Origin of the sequence: Acidovorax sp. 210-6, assembly GCF_010020825.1 — a bacterium.
Lineage (GTDB): Bacteria > Pseudomonadota > Gammaproteobacteria > Burkholderiales > Burkholderiaceae_C > Simplicispira > Simplicispira sedimenti.
Genome location: NZ_JAACJE010000001.1, coordinates 262,873 through 287,048 on the forward strand (window position 1 = coordinate 262,873; position 24,176 = coordinate 287,048).

Here is a 24,176-nt window from a genome sequence, read left to right on the forward strand (position 1 = left end):
ACGCCTGTAACCCACCCCGTGACAGCGCTAGGGCGTGTCATCATTCAATTCCCCCGCGCGCTGGCCCCGCAATGCGGATGGATGCGCGAAGGGCGGCTTGCCCATGGTCATCCATGGGCAAGCCGCCCGACAAAGCAGACGCCGCATTGCGGGGCCAGCCCGAAGGGAAAGCCAGCCAGGCCGCGCATTGCGTCGTTGCCCTTCGCTTGTGCAGCGCGGCTGCATGGCACTCAGGGCGCCTAGCACTGCACGGCCTGGTTGGCTTTCGCGTGGGGGAATTGAATGATGACACGCCCTAGCCTGCAGCGCATCGTCGTGCTGGGCATCGGCAACATGCTCTGGGCCGACGAGGGCTTTGGCGTGCGCTGCGTCGAGGCGCTGCAGCAGCGCTTTGAGTTCGCGCCCCATGTGGAACTGGTGGATGGCGGCACGCAAGGGCTGGCGCTGCTGCAGTACGTGCAGGAGGCCGATGCGCTGCTGATCCTCGACGCTATCGACTACGGGCTGGCGCCCGGCACGCTCAAGGTGGTGCAGGGCGATGAGGTGCCCTGCTTTCTGGGCGCCAAGAAAATGAGCCTGCACCAAACGGGTTTTCAGGAAGTGCTGATGGTGGCGCAGCTCACTGGGCACTATCCGCAGCGCATCGTGCTCATCGGCTGCCAGCCCGAGGAGCTGGAGGACTACGGCGGCAGCCTGCGTCCGCGCACCTTGCAGGCGCTGGAAGAAGCCCTGCCGCTGGCGCTGGAGCACTTGCAGCAGTGGGGCGCCTGCCCCGTGCCGCGCAGCCGCCCGCTGGAGCCCGCCCAGGCCACCACGGCGGCGCACCTGAGGCTGAACGCCTACGAAGCAGGCCGGCCCAGCGCCGAAGAGGCCTGCCGCATTGGCGATGCGCGCTTCATCCCGCGCTGAACAAAGGCCGAACCATGTGCATCGGAATCCCCATGCAAGTGCGCACCCTGCTGGAGGGCCATGTACTGGCCGAAGGCCCGCAGGGCCTGGAGCGGGTGAACACCGCGCTGGTGGGCGACTGCCTGCCCGGCGAATGGGTGCTGGTCTTTCTGGGCTCTGCGCGCGAACGCCTGAGTCCCGAGCGCGCCGCCGAGGTGCGCTCCCTGCTGGCGCTGGTCGAAGACACGCTGGCCGGGCGCTACGACCCCCAGTCCCCCGAGGCCCAGGCCGCTTTTGCACTGCCATCGGCCATGGGGGCCGAACAACTGGCGGCGCTGCTGGGCGCCGGTGCCGATCTCTCATCCCAAGGAAGCTCTCATGAACACTGAAGCAATGCAGGCCCCCGCGCTGGTGCAGCGGCTGGTCCAGTCCCACGGCGCCCAATGGGTTGGGCAGGACGACGCCGAGGCCTTCACCGCCGGGCCCGGTGTGCGCGTGCTGTTTTTCTGTGGCGACCCGGTGCGCTTTCCCGAGGGGCTGGATGTGGCTGTGGTGCTGCCCGAGCTGCACGCCGCCCTGGGCCGGTCTTTCACCATCGGCGCCGTGCCCGCGGACTGCGAAGACCTGCTGGCCCGACGCCTGGGCGTGCAGCGCTGGCCCGCGCTGGTGTTCTTCCGCGACGGCCAGTACCTCACCACCCTGTCGGGCATGTTCGACTGGACGGATTTTGTCCAGCGCGTGCAGCAGGCGCTGCACATGCCGCCCTCGCGCCGCCCTGGCATCGGCATTCCCGTCGTCACCGTCGGTGGTGAAAGCCACTGCCACTGAAATGAAACGCCCCCATTCAAGCCGGCACGGCGCTGACCTGGTAGCCGATCTGTTGCAAGCGTCGGATGAGGCGGTTGGCGGTCTTGGAGGCGTCTTGGCGGTCGAAGTGGGCCGCGCCCAGATCGTGCCATTCGGTGCCGTCCTTGAGCATGTGCCATGCGGCTGTGAGCATGGAGGCGGCCACGGCGATGATGGCCTTCTTGGCACCTCGTCTCGCTCGGATGCGATGGAACTGCGCTTGCAGGTAGCCTCCCTTGACTCGTACGGCCGCCCAGGCGGCCTGCACCAGCGTGGCCTTGAGCCACTTGCCGCCGCGGCGCAACCGGGTGCTGCGGCGCTTGCCGGCGCTCTCGTCGTTGCGCGGGCACAGGCAGGCCCAGGACAGCAGGTGGCCAGGCGTGGCAAAGCGGCCCATGTCGATGCCGACCTCGGCGATCAGTGCGTCGGCGGCCACGGTACTGATGCCCGGCATCGTGGTCAGCAGCTTGGCCGCTGCGCGAAAGGGCTCGAGCCCTTGGCCCACCTCCTTCTCGATGTCGCCAATGGCCTTGTCCAGCGCGTCGATGTGGCCCAGGTGCAGCTTGAGCATGAAGCGGTGGTGCCTTCGGATGCGCCCACGCAAGGCTTCGAGCAGTTCCTCGGGGCTGGCCTTCACGCGGGTGGTCACGCAAGCGGCCAATTCCTCGGGCTTGCTGTGTCCATCGATGATGGCCTGCAGCACGGCGCGCCCGGCCTTGCCCAGGATGTCGCTGAGCACCACCGACAGCTTCAGGTTGGCGTCCTCCAGCACCTTCTCGATGCGCTGCACGTGCGAGGCGCGCTCGCGCACGAACTGCTTGCGCGTGCGGGTGAGCGTGCGCAGTTCCTGCACCGCAGTGGGCGGCACGAAGCTGGCGCGGATCAGGCCGTGGGCCAGCAGGTCGGCCAGCCACATGGCGTCGTTCACATCGGTCTTGCGCCCTGGCACGTTCTTGACATGAGCGGCGTTGGCCAGCATCAGCTCGAAGTGGCCCTCCAGGATGTGCCACACCGGCTTCCAGTACACGCCGGTGGCCTCCATCGCCACGTGCTCGATACCCAGCGACTCCAGCCAGTCGGCCAGGGCCAGCAGGCCCGAAGTGGTGGTCTCAAACGTTCGCACTCCCTGACTCGCCGGTCCATCACCGGCAATGCGGGCACAGGCCACCACCGTCTGCTTGTGCACGTCCAGTCCCGCGCAGCGCGGATGAATCACGTCCATGACAGCCTCCTGTTCACGGTGGCATCGGCGTGCAGTCCACGTCGTCGGAGTCTGAAATGCGTGCTCGAGGGTCAAGAACCCAGGGCCACAGTATGGGGTGCTCGTGGGACTGCGGGTCCAACTGAGATTCGGGTTCGAAGCACCAAGTACAAACCGACCTCTGTGCCAGCCACCGCGTCCAACATTGGACACCCGTTTCATGCGATGCGGGTGGCGCACAGCGCTATGGATAACTGAGATGAAACAACACCCCCCTGAGTCGCCTTCGGCGCCTTCCCCCCGCTCTCGCAGCGCTGCGCGCTGCGGGCAGGGGGACGCTCCCGGCGCAGCGGGGCGGCCCTTGCGCGGGAGCTCTGGCCTTGGCCTTGCGGGCACCACGATTGTGGAACGTACCACTGACATGAGAGTTTGAGGAATCACCATGAGCACTTCATCGGGCCAGCGCCCTTTCCCCATTCCCCTGGTCAGCGCCATGGGGCCGGGCAGCCAGATCGAGGACGAGGAACTTGACTACCTGCCCATGCCCCAGGGCATGTCCACCTACCAGCCGCCGCGCCTGCCCGAACCCGATGCGCTGGACGGCCACGGCGCGGCCATTGCGGTGCTCGACCAGGTGCTGGCCGTGCTGCAAGCGGCCATTCGGGGCGAGTCCGTGGCGCCCGTGGACCTGTCGGGTCTGGGCGCGGCCGATCGGGAGATCGTCAACCAAGCCCTGGGCGAGGGGGAGGTAGGTGCGCAGGTGGCCGACGGCCAGGGCAGCGCCTTGGTGCAGGTGCAGGAATCGGTGTTTGCCGGTGTCTGGCGCGTCATTGAACGCCTGCCCGATGGCGGCCTGCAGGACCGCATCGAAGTCGGCGCCATCCCCGAGGTGCTCAAGACCTGCGCGCGCCAGGACGGCGCCAGCGGCCACCGGCCGGCCGCCCGCCTGCCCGAGGGCGTGATGAACGCCCCCACGCTGCTGCAGGAACTGCACGACCACCGCCAGCAGTGGCGCGTGGGCCAGAGCGCACACCTGGTCAACCTCTCGCTGCTGCCCCTGAGTCCGGCCGACATGGCCTGCCTGGAAGAGCAGTTGGGCACGGGCCGGGTGGTCATCCTCTCGCGCGGCTACGGTAACTGCCGCATCAGCAGCACCCGCGTGCCCAACACCTGGCGCGTGGTGTACTACAACTCGCAGGACGCGATGATCCTCAACTCCATCGAAGTGGTGGACATGCCCGAGGTGGCCTGCGCCGCCCCCGAGGACCTGGTCGATTCGGAACAACGCCTGCGCGAGGTGATGGCATGGGTGAACCGGATCTGACCCCCGGCAGCCCGGCCTGGGGCGACCGCTCGCAGGTGCCGCCAGACGCGCGGCTCGAATGCAAGATCTGCTGGTGGGTGTACGACCCTGCCGAGGGCGACGCCGTCTGGCAGATACCGCCGGGCACCGCGTTTGCCGACCTCCCCGGCCACTGGCGCTGCCCGCAGTGCGACGCTGAGGCCAGCAAGTTTCTGTTGCTCACGGAGTGAGGTCCACGGTGCACCAGGCTTTGCAGACCCAGGTGGCGCGGCTCGAAACCGTGTTCCGCGACATTGCCGCCACGCGCATGGAGGGCGTGCCCTTGCTGCACGCCGGTCTTCAGGTGCAGGCCGTGGACTTTGCGCCCGAGCCCGAGGGGGACTTTGCCCTGGGGGTGCTGGTCACACCCTGGTTCATGAACCTCATGCGCCTGCCCTTGGGCACCGCCGAGGTACTGGCCCTTGGGCAGGTGGGGCCCCAGCGCCTGGGGGAACACCGGCTGCGCTTCATTGGCGCGCACGAGGCGGCGTTTGGCGCCTACGAAATGTGCTCGCTCGCCTCGCCCATGTTCGATTTTGCCGACCAGCAAGCCGCCGTGGCCACGGCACGCGAGGTGCTGGTGCGCCTGCGCTCCAGTGCCACCACGCCGAGTGCACCTGATCCGCGCCGCCGTGGTTTCTTGTTGGGGCGCGGCAGCGCCCAGGGAGCGCCCCGCCCATGAGCCTGGAATTTGCCACCCAGCGTCTGCGCCTGGTTCCCGGTGCCGCCACCCCGGTGCAGGGTCTGCGCGAGCCCCTGGCCGAGCGCCTGTTGCATGGGCGTGCGGCGGCGCTGGCCCCCGCCTTGTTGGGCCGCTTGTACGCGCTGTGCGGGCAGGCGCACCGCATCTGCGCAGAAATGGCCTTGCAGGCCCTGCAGACGCCCGAGACCCCCATCCCCATGGATGCGCCGCAGCGCCAAGCGCTGTGGCGCGAAACCCTGCGCGAGCATGTGCGCCGCCTGTTCCTGGACTGGCCGCGCCTGCTGGCCAGTCCCGCCCACGAGGGCCAGGCGCTGGCCGCCAGCCCGGCGCTGGGCCACTCCGTGCTGCCGGGCGATGCGGCTCTGGTGGAGTGGGTGGAGCGCCAGGTGCTGGGCATGCCCTGGGCGCGCTGGCAGCAGGCCTGTCAGCAAAACCCGGCCCAAGGCCTGCTCCAATGGGCACATGCCGTACACAACCCCCTCACCCAGGCCCTGGTGCAGGCCCACCGCTGGGCGGGTGCCTGGCAGGTGCCGCTGCAGGCACTGCACACCCCGCAGCTGGGGGCGCAGGTGCTGACCGAACTGGCCGGCGCTCTGTGCGCCGATGGCGACTTTGCGCGCCAGCCCCGGTTGCGTGGGCAATGCCGCGAAACCGGCTGCTGGACGCGCGCCGACGATGCCTGGCTGCCCGTGCCCGATGTCTGGACCCGGCTGGCCGCGCGCGTGTGGGACCTGGCCCAACTGGCACAGGCCCAGGGTGCGCAGCGCCTGCACGCCGGGGCCTGTGCGCTGGGTGCGGGCGAGGCCATCGCCTGGTGTGAAATGGCGCGCGGCCTGCTGGTGCACTGGCTGTGCGTGGATGCGCAGGGTCGGGTCGAGCGCTACGGCGTGCTGGCACCCACGGAATGGAACTTCCACCCCCAGGGCGCTGCGGCCCAGGTGCTCCGCGGTCTGGACGCACAGCAGCCCGCGCCACAACTTGCTGCTGCTGTGGCCGTGCTGGTGGCAGCGTTCGATCCGTGTGTGGACTATGAATTGGCCCCGGCCTGCGGTGCGGAGGAGGTCTCTTGTGCATGAATTGAGCCTGGCCGGTGGCATCCTGCAGGTGGTGGAAGATGCGGCAGCGCGCGAGGCCTTTGCGCGCGTGCTGCAATTGCGCCTGGAAGTGGGCAAGCTCGCCGGGGTGGAGCTGCAGGCACTGCGTTTTGCGCTGGAGGCCATCGCCCCCGGCACCCTGCTCGAAGGGGCGGAAGTTCTCATCGATGAGCCGCCCGGCCGTGCCTGGTGCCTGGGCTGCAGCACGGCGGTGGAGATCGCGCAGCGCGGCGACGCCTGCCCGTCCTGTGGCGGGCACTGGCTCACGCCCCAGGGCGGTGACGCGTTGCGTGTGGTGGATATGCAGGTGGCCTAGAAAGGAAAAAACCTATGTGTGTCGTGTGTGGATGCAACAGCAAGGGGGAGGCAGCGCCCGTCCATCCAACGCCTGCAGCGGGCGGCGCGGTGGTCGATGCGCGCACCGGGGACCTGCACTTTGGCGCGGGCGCGGCGCGGGTGTCGGTGCCAGGGCTGAGCGAATCGCGCGCCATCCGTATCGAGCAGGACGTGCTGGGCGCCAACAACCAGGTGGCGCAGCACAACCGCGCGCATTTCCATGCCCATGGCGTGCGTGCGCTCAACCTGGTCTCCAGCCCCGGCTCGGGCAAGACCACACTGCTGTGCGCCACCATACGTGCCTTGCAGCAGCAACACCCCGAGCTGCCGCTGGCCGTGATCGAGGGCGACCAGCAGACCACGCACGACGCCGACCGCATCCGCGCCACCGGCGCGCCGGCCATCCAGGTCAACACCGGCAAGGGTTGCCACCTGGACGCCCCCATGGTGGCCCAGGCCTTCGCCCGCCTGGCGCTGCACGACCATGCGCATGAACACGGGCACCATCATCACGACCACGACCACGACCACGACCACGACCACGACCACGGGCACGGGCGCCACCACCATCTGCAGTCGCTGCTGTTCATCGAAAACGTGGGCAACCTGGTCTGCCCCGCGCTGTGGGATCTGGGGGAGGATGCCAAGGTGGTCATCCTCTCGGTCACCGAGGGCGAGGACAAGCCGCTCAAGTACCCCGACATGTTCGCCGCGGCGCAGCTCATGGTCCTAACCAAGACCGACTTGCTGCCGCACCTGAGCTTCGACGTGCAGCGCTGCATGGACTATGCGCGCCGCGTCAACCCCGGCATCCGCATCCTGCAACTGTCGGCCACCACAGGCGAGGGCATGAGCGCCTGGCTCGACTGGCTGCTGCACCCCGATGCCATCGAACCCACCAGCGTGCAGACACGCATCGCGCAGCTCGAAGCCGAGCTGGCGCGGCTCAAAGCAGGGCAGGGTTGAGGAGGTCTGCGCCATGGCACGCATCCTGGCCTGCGGGGCCTTCCTGAAAAACAGCGCCTGCCTGTTCGATACCCAGACGCCCCAGGCGCCGCTGTGGTCCGCCGTGCATGGCGACCTGTCCGACCCGGCCGCCTGCGCGGCGCTGGAGCAGTCGGTGCAGGACCTGCTGGCGCGCCCCGGCGCGCCGCTGGACGCCGTGGCGCACGACCTGCACCCGGACTTCTTCAGCACCCGCCTGGCGTTGCGCCTGGCGGGGGAGCGTGGCCTGCCCGCCGTGGCGGTGCAGCACCATCATGCCCACGCGGCGGCGGTGCTGGCCGAACACGGCGTGCTGGAGCCCGTCATCGCTCTCACGCTCGACGGCGTGGGCCTGGGGTGGGACGGTACGGCCTGGGGCGGCGAACTGCTGTGGGTGCACGGCGCGCGCTGTGAGCGCGTGGGGCATCTGGCGCCGCTCGCGCTGCCCGGCGGCGATGTGGCGGCGCGCGAACCCTGGCGCATGGCGGCGGCCCTGCTGCACGCCAGCGGCCAGGCCGAGCAGATCGAGCCGCGCTTCGCGCCCGTGGTGGGTGAAACGGCGGCGCGTACCGTGCAGGCCATGCTGGCACGCGGGCTGAACTGCCCGCAAACCACGGCGGCCGGGCGCTGGTTCGATGCCGTGGCGGGCCTGCTGGGCCTGTCGGTGCGCCAGGACATGGAGGCCCAGGCCGCCATCGCGCTGGAGCAGGCGGCCGCGCGCCACCTGCAGGCCCATGGCGGCATGCTGGCGCAGCGCACCGAACCGGCGCTGGCGCCGGTGGATGCCGCTGGATGCATCGATCTGCGTCCGCTGTGCCTGCCGTGGGTGCAGTGGTCTTCACCCAGCCCGGCGCAGGTCGAGGCCGCCGCCGCGCAGTTCCACCTCACGCTGGCCGATGCCCTGGTGGCGCGGGCCACGCAGGTGGCCAGCGAGCGCGGGGTGCGCAGCGTGGTGCTGGGCGGGGGCTGTTTCTTCAACCGCATCCTGGCCGAGCGTTGCGTGGCGGGCCTGCAGGCGCAGGGCCTGCGGGTGCATACGGCGCAGGCCTTGTCCTGCGGCGATGCCGGGCTCGCGCTGGGCCAGGCCTGGGTGGCCGCGCAGCAACTGGCGCAGGCCCAGCAATCCATGGATTCAGAGGAGACGGCCGCATGTGCCTAGCCATACCCGCCCGCGTGGTGGAACTGTTGCCCGGTCAGCAGGCCGTGGTGGACCTGTCCGGTGTGCGCAAGCAGGTCTCCATCGCCCTGGTGGACGATGCGCAACTGGGTGACTACGTGATCGTGCACGTGGGCTATGCCATCGGCAAGATCGACCCCGAGGAAGCCGAGCGCACGCTGGCGTTGTTCGCCGAACTCGCCAGTGCGCAGGGGGGTGCATGAAGTACATCGACGAGTACCGCGACGGCGAACAGGCGCGCCACATCGCGGCGAATATTGCCGCCGAGGTGCGGCCGGGGCACAGCTACCGCTTCATGGAGTTTTGCGGCGGCCACACGCACGCCATCGCGCGCTATGGCATTGCGGGCCTGCTGCCCGAGAGCGTGCGCATGATCCACGGACCTGGCTGCCCGGTGTGCGTGCTGCCCATCGGCCGCATCGACCTGGCGATCCGCCTGGCGCTGGAGCGCGGTGTGATGCTGTGCACCTACGGCGACACCATGCGCGTGCCCGCGTCGGAAGGGCTTTCGCTCATCAAGGCCAAGGCGCGCGGGGCCGATGTGCGCATGGTCTATTCGGCGGCCGACGCCCTGGCCCTGGCCGACAAGCACCCCGAGCGCGAGGTCGTATTCCTGGCCATTGGCTTTGAAACCACTACGCCGCCCACCGCCCTGGTGCTGCGCGAGGCGCGCGAGCGGGCGGTGCCCAATTTCAGCGTGCTGTGCTGCCATGTGCTCACGCCCGCAGCCATCACGCACATCCTGGAGTCGGCGGAGGTCCGGCAATTGGGTACTGTGCCCATCGACGGCTTCATCGGCCCGGCGCATGTGAGCATCGTGATCGGCTCGCAGCCCTACGAGCACTTTGCAGAGGAATACCGCAAGCCCGTGGTGATCTCGGGCTTCGAGCCGCTCGATGTGATGCAGGGCATCCTCATGCTGGTGCGCCAGGTGAACGCGGGCCGCGCCGAGGTCGAGAACGAGTTTTCCCGCGCCGTCACGCCCGAGGGCAACCTGGCCGCGCAGAACCTGGTGTCGCAGGTGTTCGAGCTGCGCGAGAGCTTCGAGTGGCGTGGCCTGGGCGAGGTGCCCTACAGCGCGCTCCAGATCCGTCCGGCCTATGCCGCGTGGGACGCCGAGCGCAAGTTCGCCTTGCAGTACAGCAGCGTGCCCGACCACAGGCAGTGCGAGTGCGGCGCCATCCTGCGTGGCGTCAAGCGCCCCACCGACTGCAAGTTGTTCGGCACCGTGTGCACGCCCGAGAGCCCCATGGGTTCGTGCATGGTGTCCAACGAAGGGGCCTGCGCCGCGCACTACGCCTACGGGCGGTTCAAAGACATTCCGGTGGTGTCCGCATGAGCATCCGCAAAGACTACGTCCGTCCCATCGACTTCAAGCAGGGCCGCGTGGACATGACGCACGGCGCCGGGGGGCGCGCCAGCGCGCAGCTCATCGACGAGCTGTTCGCCCGTGCCTTCGACAACGACTACCTGCGCCAGGGCCACGACGGCGCCCTCTTGCCGCTGCCCGGCAGCGGGCGCCTGGTGGTGGCGACCGACGGGCATGTGATCTCGCCGCTGTTCTTCCCCGGTGGCGACATCGGGGCGCTGGCGGTGCACGGCACGGTCAACGACGTGGCCATGTCGGGCGCCATGCCGCTCTACCTGACGGCCAGCTTCATCATCGAGGAAGGCTTTGCTCTGGCCGATCTGCGCCGCATCGTCGAATCCATGGCGGCGGCCGCGCGCGCGGCGGGTGTTCCCATCGTCACCGGCGACACCAAGGTGGTGGAGCAGGGCAAGGGCGACGGCGTATTCATCAGCACCACGGGCATTGGCTTGGCACCGCCGGGTCTGACCATCGATGGGCGGCAGGCGCGCGTGGGCGATGCGGTGCTGGTCTCGGGCACGCTGGGCGAGCATGGCGTGGCGGTGATGTCGCTGCGCGAGTCGCTGGAGTTCGAGACCGCCATCGTCTCCGACAGCGCTGCCCTGCACACCCTGGTGCAGGCCATGCTGCAGGCGCTGCCCGACCCCGCGCTGCTGCATGTGCTGCGCGACCCCACGCGTGGCGGCCTGGCGAGCACGCTCAACGAAATCACGCGCCAGTCGCAGGTAGGCATGCTGCTGCGCGAGGCCGACATCCCCGTGCTGCCCCAGGTGGCCGCCGCCTGCGAACTGCTGGGGTTGGACCCGCTGTACGTGGCCAACGAGGGCAAGCTGGTGGCCATTTGCGCGCCCGAGGCCGCCGAGCCCCTGCTGGCCGCGATGCGCGCGCACCCGCTGGGCCAGGGGGCGCAGCGCATCGGCACTGTCATCGAGGATGCCAACGGCTTTGTGCAGATGGACACGCGCTTTGGCGGCCGCCGCGTGGTGGACTGGCTCAGCGGCGAACAGTTGCCGCGCATCTGCTGAGATGGCCATGCGTGTTCTTTTGCTCACCCACAGTTTCAACAGCCTGAGCCAGCGGCTCTTCGGCCTGCTGCGCGCGCAGGGGCACGAGGTGTCGGTGGAACTGGACATCGCCGACTCCGTGACCGAGGAGGCCGTGGCGCTGTTCCGGCCTGACCTGGTGCTCGCGCCCTTCCTCAAGCGACGCATACCGGCATCGGTCTGGTCGCGCACCGTGTGCCTGGTGGTGCACCCCGGCGTGCCGGGCGACCAGGGGCCCAGCGCGCTGGACTGGATGCTCATGCGTGGCGACACGCACTGGGGCGTGACCGTGCTGCAGGCCGTGCAGGACTACGACGCGGGCGAGGTCTGGGCCTGGGAACCGTTTGCCGTGCGCCCCGGGGCCAGCAAGTCCAGCGTGTACCGGCGTGAAGTTACCCAGGCCGCCGTGGTGGCGGTGCAGCGGGCGTTGCAGCGCTTCGTGCCCGGCCAGTGGCAGCCCGCGCCCGAGGGCGCCGTGGCGCCGCACGGGCCGGGCCGGTGGCTGCCGCTGATGCCCCAAGCCGAGCGGCGCATCGATTGGCAGCATGACGACACTGCCACCGTGCTGCGCAAGATCGCGGCCGCCGATGGCTTTCCGGGCGTGCTCGATGCCTTCTGGGGCCAGCCTAGCCGCCTGTTCGACGCCCACGCTGCCAGCGGCGCCGTGGTGGCGCGCTGCGCAGTGGCGGCGCCGGGCGAACTGGTGGCCCGGCGCGGCCCGGCGCTGCTGCGTCGCACTGTGGATGGCGCGGTGTGGATCGGCCATGTGCGGCCGGACGACGGCCAGGCTGCGCGGGCCGATGGGGCCAGTGCGCTCAAGCTCGCCGCCACGCGCGTGTTTGTCACGCAGGCTGCCGCGCTGCCCCTGTGGGAGGTGCCGCTGCTGCGTGACGATGGCGAGTGGGACGAGCTGCGCTACCACGAGTTCGGGCCCGAGGGGGCGCGCGTGGGCTGGCTGGACTTCGACTTCCACAACGGCGCCATGTCCGAGCGCCAGTGCCTGCGCCTGCGCGATGCGCTGCGCTGGGTGCGCGCGCGGGCCACCCAGGTGCTGGTGCTGGCCGGTGGGCAGGAGTTCTTTTCCAACGGCATCCACCTGCACGACATCGAGGCGGCGCAGCGCATCGACGGCGACAGCGCAGCCGATGCCTCGTGGCGCGCTATCAACGCCATCGACGACGTGGCGCTGGAGATCCTCACGCTCACCGACCGCATCACCGTCGCCGCGCTGCAGGGCAATGCGGGCGCGGGCGGCTGCTTTCTGGCGCTGGCGGCCGACGAGGTCTGGGCGCACGAGGGCGTGGTGCTCAACCCGCACTACAAGAACATGGGCAACCTCTACGGCAGCGAGTACTGGACTTATTCGCTGCCCCGGCGCATCGGCGAGGCCGCCAGCCGCGCCGTCATGCAGCAGCGCCTGCCCCTGGTGGCGCCACTCGCGGTGCAGCGCGGCCTGCTCGACGCCTGCTTTGCCGTTGGTGGCCATGCCTTTGTGGAGCAGGCGCGCGAGCGCGCGCTGGCCTTGGCCGCCGCGTATGATTTGCCGCTGCGCCTGCAGGACAAGGCCCGGCGCCGTGCCGAGGACGAGGCACGCAAGCCCCTGGCACGCTACCGCGAAGAGGAGTTGCAACGCATGCAGCGCAATTTCTACGGTTTTGACCCCAGCTACCACGTGGCACGGCACCATTTTGTGTACCGCAAGCCGCACGCCTGGACGCCGCGCCACCTGGCGCCGCACCGCGACATCGCGCCCCGGCCGGTGCCACAGCCCGCGCCCCACACCGCATGAACGCCCCGGACCCTTCCCTGCTGCGCGACAGCCTGCCGCTGGTGCTGGTGGTGGACGACGAGGCGCGTTCGCTCGACGCCATCCGCCGCAACCTGGAGGAAGACTTCCGCGTGCTCACGGCGGCCAGCGCAGACGAGGCACGCGGCCTGCTGGAGCAGCACGAGGTCAGCGTGATCCTGTGCGACCAGCGCATGCCCGGCACCACGGGCGTGCGCTTCCTCAAGGAGGTGCGCGAGCTCTGGCCCGACACCGTGCGCATCATCATCTCGGGCTACACCGACTCGCAGGACATCATTGCGGGCATCAACGACGCGGGCATCTACCAGTACGTGCTCAAACCCTGGATGCCCGAGCATCTGCTTTCCACCGTGGCCCGCGCCGCCGAGGCACGCCGCCTGCAGATGCAGACCCAGCGCCTGAACCTGGAGCTGCGCACCAGCACCCCCGTGCTGCGCCAGCGCACCAGCGCCACGCTGGCCACGGCGCGGGCGGCCTTCGGTTTTGACCGCCTGGTGCGCGCGCCGGGCAGTCCGCTCGATGCCGTGTGCGAAATGGCGGCGCGCGTGGCGCGCTACGACCTGGCGGTGCTTATTACCGGCGAATCCGGCACCGGCAAGGAATTGCTGGCGCGTGCCATCCACTACGCCAGCCCGCGCGCCGAGCGCGCCTTCGTGCTGGAGAACTGCGCTGCCATGTCCGAGACGCTGCTCGAATCCGAGCTCTTCGGCCACAAGCGCGGCGCGTTCACCGGGGCCTTCGAGGACCATGTGGGCCTGTTCCAGCGCGCCGACGGCGGCACCATCTTTCTGGACGAAATTGGCGACACCTCGCCCGCGTTCCAGGTCAAGCTGCTGCGCGTGCTGCAGGAAGGCGAGGTCCGCCCGGTGGGCGCCAGCCGCCCCGTGGCGGTGGACGTGCGCGTGATCGCCGCCACGCACCGCGACCTGGAACAGGACGTGCGCAGCGGGCGCTTCCGCGAAGACCTGTACTACCGCATTGCCAGCATGACGCTCACCGTGCCGCCGCTGCGCGAGCGCAGCGCCGACGTGCTGCCCATCGCCGACATGCTGCTGGGACAGGCCTGCCAGGAGCTGGCGCGGCCTGCGCTGGGGTTCTCGCCCGAGGTGCGCGCCAGCCTGCTGGCCTACCCCTGGCCGGGCAACATCCGTGAGCTCAAGAACGAGGTGTACCGCGCGGTCGCGCTGTCCGAGGGGCCTCAGGTCTCGGCGGCGGCGCTGTCCTGCCGCGTGCTGCACGGCCAGCAGGGTGCCAGCGCTGCTGCGCAACCGGGTCTGCAGATTCCGGGCAGCGGCAGCCTGCAGGAGCGGCTGGACGCGATCGAGGCTGCCATTCTGCGCGAAACCCTGCTGCGCCACCGCTGGAACAAGACGCACGCTGCCAAGGAGCTGGGCCTTTCGCGCATGGGCCTGCGCCAAAAGCTTGCCCGCTTCGGGCTGGAGGGCCAGGCCGATGGCTGAACCTGCTTTCAATGTGCTGTGGCTGCAATCGGGCGGTTGCGGCGGGTGCAGCATGTCGCTGCTTTGCGCCGACACGGCCGACTTCGCCGCCCAGTTGCGCCAGCTGGGCATCCACCTGCTGTGGCACCCCTCGCTGTCGCTGGCCAGCGGGCAGGGGGCCTTGCAGGTGTTCCAGGACTGCCTGGAGGGCCGCACCCCTTTGCACGCACTGTGCATCGAGGGCGCCGTGCTGCGCGGGCCGGGCGGCACCGGGCGCTTTCACCTGCTGGCAGGCACGCAGCAGCCCATGATGGACTGGGTGCGCAGGCTCAGCGGCGTGGCGCGCCATGTGGTGGCCGTGGGCAGTTGCGCGGCCTATGGCGGCATCAGCGCGGGCGGCAGCAACCCCACCGACGCTTGCGGCCTGCAGTACGAGGGCGACCAGTGCGGCGGCCTGCTGGGCGCCGCCTGGCGCGACCCGCAGGGCCTGCCGGTGGTCAACGTGGCGGGCTGCCCCACCCACCCCGGCTGGGTGCTCGAAACCCTGGCCGCGCTGGCCGATGGCGCCCAGCCCTACGGCGCCGAGCAGCTCGACAGCCTGGGCCGCCCGCGCGCCTACTGCGACCAGCTGGCCCACCATGGCTGCGCGCGCAACGAGTTTTACGAATACAAGGCCAGCGCCGAAAAACCTTCGGACCTGGGCTGCCTCATGGAGCACATGGGTTGCAAGGGCACGCAGGCGCACGCCGACTGCAACATCCGCCTGTGGAACGGCGAAGGCTCCTGCGCACGCGGCGGCTATGCCTGCATCAGTTGCACCGAGCCCGGTTTCGAGGAGCCGGGCCATCCGTTCCACCAGACACCCAAGGTCGCTGGCATTCCCATCGGGCTGCCCACCGACATGCACAAGGCCTGGTTCGTGGCGCTGGCCTCGCTGTCCAAGTCGGCCACGCCGGGGCGCGTCAAGCGCAATGCCACGGCGGACCATGTGGTTGTGGCCCCCATGGTGCGAAAGACAAGGCTAAAGTGAAGCACCCCCCTGTGTCGCTTCGCTCCTTCCCCCCGCTCTCGCAGCGCTGTGCGCTGCGGGCAGGGGGACGCCGCCAGCGCGGCGGGGCGGCCCTAGCGCGGCGGCCCTGGCCTGGGGCGTGCCAGTTTCATGCTTCGCGGGTGCCGAGTTCGCGGAATGGGTCACTGAAATGAAGCGGTTACTGGTAGGTCCGTTCAACCGTGTGGAAGGCGACCTGGAGGTGCGCCTGGAGGTGGACGCAGGCCGCGTGCGCGAGGCCTGGGTGAATGCGCCCATGTACCGGGGCTTTGAGCAGATCCTGCAGGGCAAGCACCCGTTGGACGCGCTGGTGGTGGTTCCGCGCATCTGCGGCATCTGCTCGGTCACGCAGTCGGTGGCGGCGGCGCGTGCGCTCGCGGCGGCCTGCGGCGTGCAGGCGCCGCCCAACGGCGTGTGGCTCACCAACCTGATGCTGGCCTGCGAGAACGCGGCAGACCACCTCACGCACTTCTACCTGTTCTTCATGCCCGACTTCACGCGCGAGGTGTATGCGGGCCGCGCCTGGCATGCCCAGGCCGTGCAGCGCTTTGCGCCGCTGGCGGGAGAGCACGCGCGCGAGGCCCTGGCCGTGCGCCAGCGCTGGCTGCAGCTCATGGGCACGCTGGGCGGCAAGTGGCCGCACACCCATTCCATCGCCCCCGGCGGCAGCACGCGCAACCTGTCGGCGCCCGAGCGCTTGCGCCTGGGCGCGCGCGTGGCCGAGCTGCGCGGTTTTCTGGAGCGCGTGCTGTACGGCGCGCCGCTCGAAGAGGTCGCCTCCTGGCACAGCGAGGCGGCCCTGGCCGAGTGGCTGGAGCGCGATCCGCAGATGGGCGATCTGCGCCTGTTCCTGCACATCGCCGCCGACCTGGACCTGCAGGCCCTGGGCCGCGGCCCGGACCGCACGCTCAGCTACGGTGCCTTTGCAGACCCCGAGGGTCGCCACGCCATGGCGCCCGGTGTGTGGGATGGGCAGCAACTGCACGCCGTGGATCTGGCCCACATCACCGAAGACGCCCGCCACGCCTGGCTGGCCGAGGGCGCGGGGCCGCTGCACCCCGCGCAGGGCCTGACCGAGCCCGATGCCGACAAGCCCGGCGCCTACACCTGGAACAAGGCCCCGCGCCTGGACGGCCAGGTGCTGGAGACCGGCGCCCTGGCACGCCAGCTGGCTCAGGGCCAGCCGCTGCTGCGCGCGTTGTGGCAGCGTAGCCGGGGCAATGTGTTCACGCGCGTGCTGGCGCGCGCCATGGAGCTGGCGCAGCTCGTACTGCTGGCGCAGGACTGCCTGCGCGCCATTGTCCCCGGCGCTCCCTGCTGCGAGGAGGCGCACCTGCCCGAAGCGGCCGATGCCGTGGGCCTGTGCGAGGCAGCGCGTGGCAGCCTGGGGCATTGGCTCTCGATCCGCGGCGGGCGCATTGCCAGCTACCAGATCGTTGCGCCCACCGGCTGGAATTTCTCGCCGCGCGACCATGCTGGCACGCCCGGCGCACTGGAGGCCGCGCTGGTGGGGGCACCCGTGCTGGCGGGCGAGCGCTCGCCGGTGGCGGTGCAGCACATCGTGCGCTCTTTTGATCCCTGCATGGTGTGCACCGTCCATTGATGCCATGACCGACCGCACGCAGCCCCAGCCACCCAGCCACCCCGAGGGCGTGGGCGACGACACCTGGCTGGACGTCATCCACAAGATGGACGAGGTGTACTCGCAGTTGCTGCGCGACGAGGTGGCGCTGGAGCAGAAGAACGCGCAGCTCGAAGCCTCGCAGCAGTTCATCTACGGCCTGCTGTCGTCCATGTCCGATGTGTTGGTGGCGGCCGATGCGCAGGGGCTGATCGAGCAGACCAACCAGGCCTTGTGCGAACTGGCGGGCCGCAGCGAAGACGCCTTGCTGGGCGCGCCCATGCAATCGCTGTTGCACCCCAGCCAGGACGGCGCGGCCCTGCAGAACATGATGCACCGCGCCCTCATGCTGCGCCAGGGCCACAGTGTGGAGCTGATGCTAAGCGATGCCGCTGGGCAGCCCGTGCCGGTGGACTTCACCGCCACACCGCGTTACGACAGCCGCAGGCGCTGCATTGGCTATGTGTTCGTGGGCCGCCCCACCGCCGAGATCCAGCGTGCCTACCGCCAGCTGCACGAGGCGCACGAGGCACTCAAGCGCACCCAGCAGCAGCTGCTGCATGCCGAAAAAATGTCCTCGCTGGGCCGCCTGGTGGCGGGTGTGGCGCACGAACTCAACAACCCCATCAGCTTTGTGCTGGGCAACGTGCATGCGCTCAACCGCTATACCCAGCGCCTGCGCCAGTACCTGGAGGCCGTGCACGCCGCGCTGGGTGACCAGGAGCTGCCGGAGTTGCGCAAGCTGGCGCGGCAGTTGCGCATCGAGCACATCCTGAACGACCTGCCTTCGCTGATGGACGGCACCATCGAAGGCGCGCAGCGCACGGCCAGCATCGTCGATGGGCTCAAGGGCTTTTCGGCGCTCGACGGTGAGGAGCGCGAGACCGTGGCCATGGATGCGGTCGTCGAGCGCGCCATCCATTGGGTCAAGAAGGGCATGAAGCTGGACTTCGACGTGCAGTTCCAGCGCTGCCCCGGCTGTACCGTGCTGGGCAATGCGGGCCAGTTGCTGCAGGTGTTGATGAACCTGATCCAGAACGCCTACGACGCCGCCAGCAGCCAGGGCGGTGTGCTGCCGGTGCTGCGCATCACCGCGCGCCAGGAGCCGGGCTGGGTGGCCATCACGCTGCACGACAACGGGCCGGGCATTGCGCCCGAGGTGCTGTCGCACGTGTTCGAGCCCTTTTTCACCACCAAGCCCGTGGGCAAGGGCACAGGGCTGGGCCTGTCCATCAGCTACGGCATAGTGGAGCGCCACGGCGGCCAGCTCCTGGCCCGCAACCATCCCCAGGGCGGGGCCGAGTTTGCATTGCGGCTGCCTGCGCCAGGGGGCTGAGGCGCGTTGCATCACCGCAAGCAGGCCTGCGCCTGGGTGATCGATACAATCCGGGCCTGCTACCGCGCGGGTCTGTGCCTGCCATTCGGTGGCACCCCCCCACCTGCGCCTGAAGCTGTTTTCTCCATGACCGCGTTCCGCCCGTCAGCACTGCTCCGCCACCGGCTGGGTGTGTGGCTGCTCGCGGCGCTCACGCTGTGGGGCGCTTGCGCTCCCGTGCTGGTGCGCGCCCAGGCAGCGGGTGCGGGCATGGTGGGCATGGAGGTCTGCAGCGCCATGGTGGGGGGCATGCACGCCGACGCTGCGGTGCCGGGCGAAGACCCGGCGTCCCAGGCGGATCTGGCGATGCAATGTCCCTGGTGCCTGATGGCCCTGAGCCTGGCCCTGGCATTGCCCGCACAGGGCATGGTGACCTTGTTGGCCGACCCGGTGCAGGCCCCGCCCACCGCTGACCGCTGCGCCAACGGAGCGCGCAGCGCCTGGGTGGTGCTGCCGCCGCCCAGGGGGCCTCCCGCAACACAAACGCTATAAAAAACATAGCATTCAGCGCTTGATGGATCGGCGCCGCATGCCATTTTCATTTGTTTTTTGGAGTCGCTTGTGCGAAACCCCCGTTCGTCTTCCGGCGCAGCGTTGCTGCGCCTGTGCCCCCTGTCTGCCGCCCTGGCACTGATCCCTGCGGCAGCCCTGGCCCAGGGCGTAGCCACCGAGGCCCAGTTGCAACCCATCAGCGTGACCGAGTCGCGTGCGCAGCTCGATCCCAACCTGCCCAGCAGCACGGCCAGCAAAACCGCCGAGCAACTGCGTGAGCAGAACATCTTCAACCCCGAGGACGCTGCCGCCCTGCTGCCCAGCACCAGCATCCGCAAGCGCTACTTTGGCGACCGCAATTCCAACGTGAGTGGCCGCAGCCATGGCGTGCTGCAACCGGGCCGCGCGCTGGTCTATCTGGATGGCTACCTGATCTCCAACTTTCTGGGCCGCTTCGATGCGCCGCGCTGGAACATGGTCAATGTGGAGGCCATCGAGCGCATCGACGCGCTGTACGGCCCGTTTTCAGCCATCTATCCCGGCAACTCCATCGGCACCACCGTGGTGCTCACCGAGCGCAAGCCCAAGGGGTTCGAGGCCTCGGCCAGCGTCAAGTACAACCACCAGGGCTTTGACGAGTACGGCACGCACGAGAGCTATGGCAGCAAGCAACTGTCGGCCCGCCTGGCCTCGCGCCTGGACAGCGGCCTGTGGTACGTGCTGGGCGTGCAGCACCAGGACAGCCAGGGCCACCCCATGGGCTATGGCAATGCGGTGCGCGGCTCCACCAGCGGTGCCTTTGGCAACGGGTCCCTGGGTACACGGGTGAGCGGCATCCAGTACGACCTGGATCCCCAGGGCCGCGAGCGCGCCATCTTTGGTGCCACGGGTGCCGACCACAGCGTGCAGGACACGGTCAACCTGCGTCTGGGCTACGACCTGTCGGCCACCCAGGAGATCGAGGGCCGCATCTCGATGTGGCGCAGCGACAGCACCGTGACCAACACCACCTACCTGCGCGACGCCACGGGCAAACCCATCTGGAGCGGGGTGGTGAACGACGGGCGCTACAGCTTCAACATCCCGGCCAGCACCTTTGCGCCCAGCGAGCGCGACGAACTGCACCGCCAACTGGGCGCCACCTGGAAGACGCGCCACGCCACGGGCTGGAACGCTTCGGCCATGTTCACCCACTACCAAATGCTGCGCGATGCCAGCCGCCAGGCCAATCTGGCGCCGCCCCAGGGCGACCTGGGCGGTGCGGGCACGGTGACGCGGCGCGACGGCACGGGCTGGAACACGCTGGAGCTGCAGACCACCTACACCCCCACGGCCAACGATTTTGGCGGTGGCCGCCATGCGCTGGTGTTTGGTCTGCACCGCAACAGCTACCAGCTCGACAACGTGGTGAACAAGTCCACGGACTGGCGCCGTTCCGAATCCACGATGGACCAGAGCTACTACGGCAAGACCACCATCACGGCGTTGTATGGGCAAGACGCCTGGCGTTTCGCGCCCGACTGGATGCTCACCTCGGGTCTTCGTCTGGAGTCCTTCGAGGCCTCTGACGGCTCGCAGTATTTTGCCGGCCCCCCCGTGGCGCAGCAGGCCTTTGCCAAGCGCAGCCTGCATGCGGCCAGCCCCAAGCTGTCGCTGGCCTGGACGGCCGCTGACGACCTGCTGCTGCGCGCCAGTTTTGGGCGCGGCGTGCGCTTCCCCAATGTGGACGAGCTGTTCAACGGCACCAAGACGGGCAGCAACATCACCACCAGCGACCCCAACCTGCGCCCCGAGGTGTCGCGCTCCTTCGAGCTGGCAGCCGAGAAGTTCTGGGGTGAGCATTGGTTGCGCGCCAGCCTGTTCCGCGACGATGTGAAGGACACCATCCTGCGCCAGACGGACAGCACCGTCACGCCATCGGTCACCCGCGTGAGCAACGTGGACCGCGTGCTGACCAACGGTCTGGAACTCGCCTGGCAACTGCGCGACGCGGGCATCAAAAACCTGGACATTGGCGGCAGCGCCACCTGGGTCGATGCCGTGGTCAAGGCCAACGCCGCCAACCCGGCCCAGGTGGGCAAGCAATGGTTGCGCATTCCCAAGCAGCGCTACAGCTTGCAGGCCAGCTATCGCCCCAACGCCCAGTGGTTGCTGGGTGCGGCCTGGCGCTGGAGTGGCCGCATGTACAACACCGAGTTGAACATCGACACCCACCCCGACACCTACGGCGGAACCTCGCGCGTGAACCAGCTCGACCTCAAGGCCGCCTGGAAATTTGCCAAGCACTGGGAGTGGTCGCTGGGTATCAATAACGTGACCAACCAGAAGTCCTGGCAGGCACACACCATGCCGCAGCGCTCGGTGCAGACCGAACTGCGCTACGCCATGCAGTAAGGGCAGTCCGCCATCATGCGCCGGTAGTGGCGTGTGGTGGCGCGCTTCCCTGGTTTTGCCATATGGATGGGACTCTCATGAAGAACACCGCAATCTCTTTCGCACGCGCCGGCCTGCGCAGCGCACGCGCCCTGGGCGTGGCGGCCCTGGCGCTGGGTCTGCATGCCGCGCAGGCGCAGCATGCAGGCCATGGCGCACCCGCGCAGGCGGCTGCGCCCAAGCAGACCAAGGAGCGTGCCCCACGCCCGCAACTGGGCACCGGTGCTGCCTTTGCGCCCGATGGCAGCCTGTGGATGGCGGCGCTTGATGACCAGGGGCGTTTGTTCGTCCAGACCTCCCATGCCCAGGACAAGGGCTGGCAATGGGGTGCGCCGCGCACGCTGGACACCGGCACCGACAGGATTTCTGCCGACGGCGAGAACCGCCCCAAGTTGTTGTTTGGACCCAAGGGCCTGGTGCTGGTGTCCTACACGCAGGTGCTGGACAAGCCTTTCACCGGTTTCATTCGCATGCTGCGTTCCACCGATGGGGGCAAGACCTTTGGGCCGCCAGCCACGGTGCATGCGGATCGCCAGATCATCACCCACCGATTCGAGTCCATCGCCTTTGACGCCCAGGGCGCGCTGCACACCGTGTGGATCGACAAGCGCGACCTGGAGACGGCGCCGCGCGTGGGCAGCAAATCGACCTACCGGGGTGCGGCCATCTACCGCAACGTGTCGCTCGACGGCGGCGTCACGTTCGGTCCCGACATCAAGGTGGCCGACCACAGTTGCGAATGCTGCCGCATTGCCCTGGCGCAGGGGCCGGACGGACGCGTTCGCGCGTTGTGGCGCCACGTGTTCGAGCCCAATGTGCGCGACCATGCCCTGGCCGTGCTGGACGTGCAGGGCAAGAGTGCCGACATCGTTCGCGCCACCGAAGATGGCTGGCGCATCGACGGTTGCCCGCACCATGGCCCGGCGCTGGTGGCAGCGCAGGAGGGTTCTCATGCGGTGTGGTTTGGCATTCGCCAGGAAGGAGACGCTACAGTGGCGGGTGTGCGCTACGCGCGACTGGCGACCGATGGGCGCCCGGAGCCTGGCAGCGTGCAGCGCATCCCCGATGCCAGAGCAGAGCATGCCGATCTCCAGGCACAAGGCTCCAAGGTGGCTGTGGTCTGGCGCAGCACCGACGGCGCGACCAGTACGCTCAAGGCCTGGACGTCCACGGATGCCGGAAAGACCTTCCGTGCGCAGGTGCTGGGCCAGGCCGAGGGGGACAATGACTTTCCCCGGCTCGTTCGGCACGGTGAGCGCATGGTGGTGGTGTGGCGCAATTCCAAAGAGGTGAAGATTCATGACATTGGTTTCTGAGGTTTCAAGTCGTCCGCCCAATCGGCGCGCCGTGCTGGCCGCTGCGGCGGTCATGGCCACAGGCGGCTGGGCGCAGCAGGCGCTGGCCGCCCCGGAGCGCAAGCGGGTCACGCTCAACTCGGTGTTGCCGTTCGACACCAGCACCTGGCAGCGCCTGGTGGACAAGGGCCCACGCCCGGCGGCCTACATCTTTACGACCACGTATTGCCCCAGCTGCCCCGAGGCGTTCGACAGGCTTTTTGCCCACATCCAGGCCACCCGCAAGATGGCTGAACTGGTCGTGGTGCTGATGGATGTGCAGGGCGCCAAGGCGTTGGAGCATGCTGGGCACTATGTGGGTGCCACGCGCATGTACACCTTCAATGGTTTCGAGTCCGCCATCCGCCAGAGCGTGGACCCGCAGTGGCCCAACGTCACGCCCTATGTGGTGCTGCTGGGCAAGGACGGCTCGGTGCGCCGCAGCATCGGTGTGCCTGATCCAGAGTTGCTCGGCAAGTGGCTGTCTTGAACCAGGGGGTTTTGGAGACACCGGCCTGGGGCTGGAGTAAAGTGAAACAAGGACAAGCTCTGCTCTTTGGAGTGGGGCCTGGGATTGTTGTCACCTTTGGAGGCTTTGAATGTTCCCTGAATACCGCGACCTGATCACCCAGCTCAAGACCACTGACCGCCACTTCCTGCGCTTGTTCGACCAGCACAACGAACTGGACCAAAAGATCAAGAACATGGAAGCAGCCATCAGCTCGGCCTCGCACGAAGAGATCGAACGGCTCAAGAAGGAGAAGCTCTCGCTCAAAGACCAGCTTTACTCCGTGCTCAAGAAGGCCGCGGCCGCCTGAGTGCGTTGTTGAAGAAACAGCCCTGCGTTCGGGTGCCGCACCGCAGGGTGCGCGCGCACGCAGGCCGGCAGATACCGATGCTGCTCAACACATGCGCAGTGTCGGTGTCTTGGGCATTGCGCCATGCCTGCGCGGCACATGCAATTTACCGACAAGTTCTCAAGGCACGGGTGAAATGTGCCCTGTGGAGTGCGAAGCGGCCTCGGCACCATCCATCTTGCGGCGCGGCACCAACTCGGGGTCCAGCAAATTCTCGATGCGGGCAAAGATCTCGTAGCGCGAGAACGGCTTTTTCATGAAGTCGTCCGCCCCGATGCGGTTGGCGTAGAACTGCTCGGTGGCGTGTTCGTTGCCGCTGATCATGATCACCGGCACATGCTGCGTGGATGGGTTCTTGCGGATGGCGCGCAACGCGCCGAAGCCGTTCATGCCGGGCAGGATGATGTCCAGAAACACCAGATCCGGCACCTCTTGCTCCATCAGCGTCAGGCCATGCTCTGCGTCCAGCGCCTCGCGCGTCTGATAGCCCGCAGAGCGCAGCACCTTGCGCAGTGCTGCCACCACGGTGGGCGAGTCATCGATGATCAGTGCCTTGGTGCCCTTGCAGGCATTCTTGCGCGGTCGGACGCGGCGATCCACGGAGCCCGGCGCATCGGAGTCTTCCGCGCTGAGTGCGGCAGGGGTGGTCGCCTTGGGTTGGGGGGCTGTCTTGCGCCCACCACCCCACAGCCTGTCAAAGATGCTCATGGTGCTGCCTTGTCTGGATGCAGGTTCGTCCGATTACAGGGGGGCAGTATCCCAGATCAGACCGTTCATAAATGTCGCC

At 68.6% G+C, this 24,176-nt stretch carries 25 protein-coding genes; 23 read left to right on the plus strand and 2 right to left on the minus strand.

The annotated features are described in order from the left end of the window. Positions 1-282 precede the first annotated feature (282 nt). The 3 genes from GWK50_RS01210 to GWK50_RS01220 are packed head-to-tail and all read left to right on the plus strand — an operon-like array spanning position 283 to position 1,716. Positions 283-909: a HyaD/HybD family hydrogenase maturation endopeptidase gene (locus tag GWK50_RS01210; RefSeq protein WP_162014912.1), complete on the plus strand. Its 627-nt coding sequence runs from the start codon at positions 283-285 to the stop codon at positions 907-909. Positions 910-923: 14 nt separating this feature from the next. Next, positions 924-1,277 (plus strand): HypC/HybG/HupF family hydrogenase formation chaperone, encoded by a 354-nt coding sequence (locus tag GWK50_RS01215; RefSeq protein ID WP_162014913.1) that lies wholly within the window; start codon positions 924-926, stop codon positions 1,275-1,277. Then, positions 1,267-1,716, plus strand: a complete 450-nt coding sequence (locus GWK50_RS01220; protein ID WP_242455256.1) for a hydrogenase — start codon at positions 1,267-1,269, stop codon at positions 1,714-1,716. The genes GWK50_RS01215 and GWK50_RS01220 overlap by 11 nt, the downstream gene beginning before the upstream one ends. Positions 1,717-1,732: 16 nt before the next feature. Here GWK50_RS01220 and GWK50_RS01225 read toward each other — a convergent pair whose 3' ends face one another. Beyond that, positions 1,733-2,956: an IS110 family transposase gene (locus GWK50_RS01225; RefSeq protein ID WP_162014914.1), complete on the minus strand. Its 1,224-nt coding sequence runs from the start codon at positions 2,954-2,956 to the stop codon at positions 1,733-1,735. Positions 2,957-3,377: 421 nt separating this feature from the next. On the opposite strand from GWK50_RS01225, the gene GWK50_RS01230 reads away from it, so the two are divergent. From GWK50_RS01230 to GWK50_RS01325, 20 genes are all read left to right on the plus strand, one after another. After that, positions 3,378-4,259, plus strand: a complete 882-nt coding sequence (locus tag GWK50_RS01230; RefSeq protein WP_162014915.1) for a hydrogenase expression/formation protein — start codon at positions 3,378-3,380, stop codon at positions 4,257-4,259. Beyond that, the gene (locus GWK50_RS01235; RefSeq protein ID WP_162014916.1) at positions 4,241-4,468 is read left to right on the plus strand and encodes a rubredoxin; all 228 of its coding nucleotides are present in this window, start codon (positions 4,241-4,243) and stop codon (positions 4,466-4,468) included. Before GWK50_RS01230 ends, GWK50_RS01235 begins: the two co-directional genes overlap by 19 nt. Before the next feature lie 8 nt (positions 4,469-4,476). After that, entirely contained in the window at positions 4,477-4,959 is a 483-nt protein-coding gene (gene hybE, locus GWK50_RS01240; RefSeq protein WP_197904955.1) for a [NiFe]-hydrogenase assembly chaperone HybE, read from the plus strand. Further along, entirely contained in the window at positions 4,956-6,056 is a 1,101-nt protein-coding gene (locus GWK50_RS01245; RefSeq protein WP_162014917.1) for a nickel-dependent hydrogenase large subunit, read from the plus strand. The genes hybE and GWK50_RS01245 overlap by 4 nt, the downstream gene beginning before the upstream one ends. Beyond that, positions 6,049-6,390, plus strand: coding sequence for a hydrogenase maturation nickel metallochaperone HypA (locus tag GWK50_RS01250; protein WP_162014918.1), 342 nt, complete (start codon positions 6,049-6,051; stop codon positions 6,388-6,390). Before GWK50_RS01245 ends, GWK50_RS01250 begins: the two co-directional genes overlap by 8 nt. A gap of 14 nt (positions 6,391-6,404) precedes the next feature. Beyond that, positions 6,405-7,376, plus strand: coding sequence for a hydrogenase nickel incorporation protein HypB (gene hypB, locus GWK50_RS01255; RefSeq protein ID WP_162014919.1), 972 nt, complete (start codon positions 6,405-6,407; stop codon positions 7,374-7,376). Positions 7,377-7,389: 13 nt separating this feature from the next. Continuing rightward, positions 7,390-8,553: a carbamoyltransferase HypF gene (locus GWK50_RS01260; protein WP_162014920.1), complete on the plus strand. Its 1,164-nt coding sequence runs from the start codon at positions 7,390-7,392 to the stop codon at positions 8,551-8,553. Next, the gene (locus GWK50_RS01265; protein WP_162014921.1) at positions 8,544-8,774 is read left to right on the plus strand and encodes a HypC/HybG/HupF family hydrogenase formation chaperone; all 231 of its coding nucleotides are present in this window, start codon (positions 8,544-8,546) and stop codon (positions 8,772-8,774) included. The genes GWK50_RS01260 and GWK50_RS01265 overlap by 10 nt, the downstream gene beginning before the upstream one ends. Beyond that, positions 8,771-9,910 carry a hydrogenase formation protein HypD gene (hypD, locus tag GWK50_RS01270; protein WP_162014922.1) on the plus strand — a complete coding sequence of 380 codons (1,140 nt, stop codon included), beginning with the start codon at positions 8,771-8,773 and terminating at the stop codon, positions 9,908-9,910. The genes GWK50_RS01265 and hypD overlap by 4 nt, the downstream gene beginning before the upstream one ends. Then, on the plus strand, positions 9,907-10,965 hold the full coding sequence (gene hypE / locus GWK50_RS01275) for a hydrogenase expression/formation protein HypE (RefSeq protein ID WP_162014923.1): 1,059 nt from the start codon (positions 9,907-9,909) through the stop codon (positions 10,963-10,965). The genes hypD and hypE overlap by 4 nt, the downstream gene beginning before the upstream one ends. 7 nt (positions 10,966-10,972) lie before the next feature. Continuing rightward, positions 10,973-12,772, plus strand: a complete 1,800-nt coding sequence (locus tag GWK50_RS01280; RefSeq protein WP_162014924.1) for an enoyl-CoA hydratase-related protein — start codon at positions 10,973-10,975, stop codon at positions 12,770-12,772. Further along, positions 12,769-14,250 (plus strand): sigma-54 dependent transcriptional regulator, encoded by a 1,482-nt coding sequence (locus GWK50_RS01285; RefSeq protein WP_162014925.1) that lies wholly within the window; start codon positions 12,769-12,771, stop codon positions 14,248-14,250. The genes GWK50_RS01280 and GWK50_RS01285 overlap by 4 nt, the downstream gene beginning before the upstream one ends. Then, positions 14,243-15,259, plus strand: a complete 1,017-nt coding sequence (locus GWK50_RS01290; RefSeq protein ID WP_162014926.1) for a HupU protein — start codon at positions 14,243-14,245, stop codon at positions 15,257-15,259. The genes GWK50_RS01285 and GWK50_RS01290 overlap by 8 nt, the downstream gene beginning before the upstream one ends. A 169-nt stretch (positions 15,260-15,428) precedes the next feature. Next, positions 15,429-16,880 carry a nickel-dependent hydrogenase large subunit gene (locus tag GWK50_RS01295; protein ID WP_162014927.1) on the plus strand — a complete coding sequence of 484 codons (1,452 nt, stop codon included), beginning with the start codon at positions 15,429-15,431 and terminating at the stop codon, positions 16,878-16,880. A 4-nt stretch (positions 16,881-16,884) separates the two neighbouring features. Then, a complete protein-coding gene (locus tag GWK50_RS01300) occupies positions 16,885-18,234 on the plus strand; it encodes an ATP-binding protein (protein ID WP_162014928.1) in 1,350 nt (449 codons plus the stop codon). A gap of 126 nt (positions 18,235-18,360) precedes the next feature. Then, a complete protein-coding gene (locus GWK50_RS01305) occupies positions 18,361-18,765 on the plus strand; it encodes a DUF2946 family protein (protein WP_162014929.1) in 405 nt (134 codons plus the stop codon). 69 nt (positions 18,766-18,834) lie between these two features. After that, positions 18,835-21,159 (plus strand): TonB-dependent receptor, encoded by a 2,325-nt coding sequence (locus GWK50_RS01310; RefSeq protein WP_162014930.1) that lies wholly within the window; start codon positions 18,835-18,837, stop codon positions 21,157-21,159. A 77-nt stretch (positions 21,160-21,236) separates the two neighbouring features. After that, positions 21,237-22,514, plus strand: coding sequence for a sialidase family protein (locus GWK50_RS01315; protein ID WP_197904956.1), 1,278 nt, complete (start codon positions 21,237-21,239; stop codon positions 22,512-22,514). Beyond that, positions 22,498-23,022 (plus strand): hypothetical protein, encoded by a 525-nt coding sequence (locus tag GWK50_RS01320; RefSeq protein ID WP_162014932.1) that lies wholly within the window; start codon positions 22,498-22,500, stop codon positions 23,020-23,022. The genes GWK50_RS01315 and GWK50_RS01320 overlap by 17 nt, the downstream gene beginning before the upstream one ends. A 109-nt stretch (positions 23,023-23,131) precedes the next feature. Next, the gene (locus GWK50_RS01325; RefSeq protein WP_162014933.1) at positions 23,132-23,350 is read left to right on the plus strand and encodes a YdcH family protein; all 219 of its coding nucleotides are present in this window, start codon (positions 23,132-23,134) and stop codon (positions 23,348-23,350) included. Between the two features lie 159 nt (positions 23,351-23,509). On the opposite strand, the gene GWK50_RS01330 is transcribed toward GWK50_RS01325, so the two are convergent. Further along, entirely contained in the window at positions 23,510-24,097 is a 588-nt protein-coding gene (locus tag GWK50_RS01330; protein ID WP_162014934.1) for a response regulator, read from the minus strand. Positions 24,098-24,176: the final 79 nt, after the last annotated feature.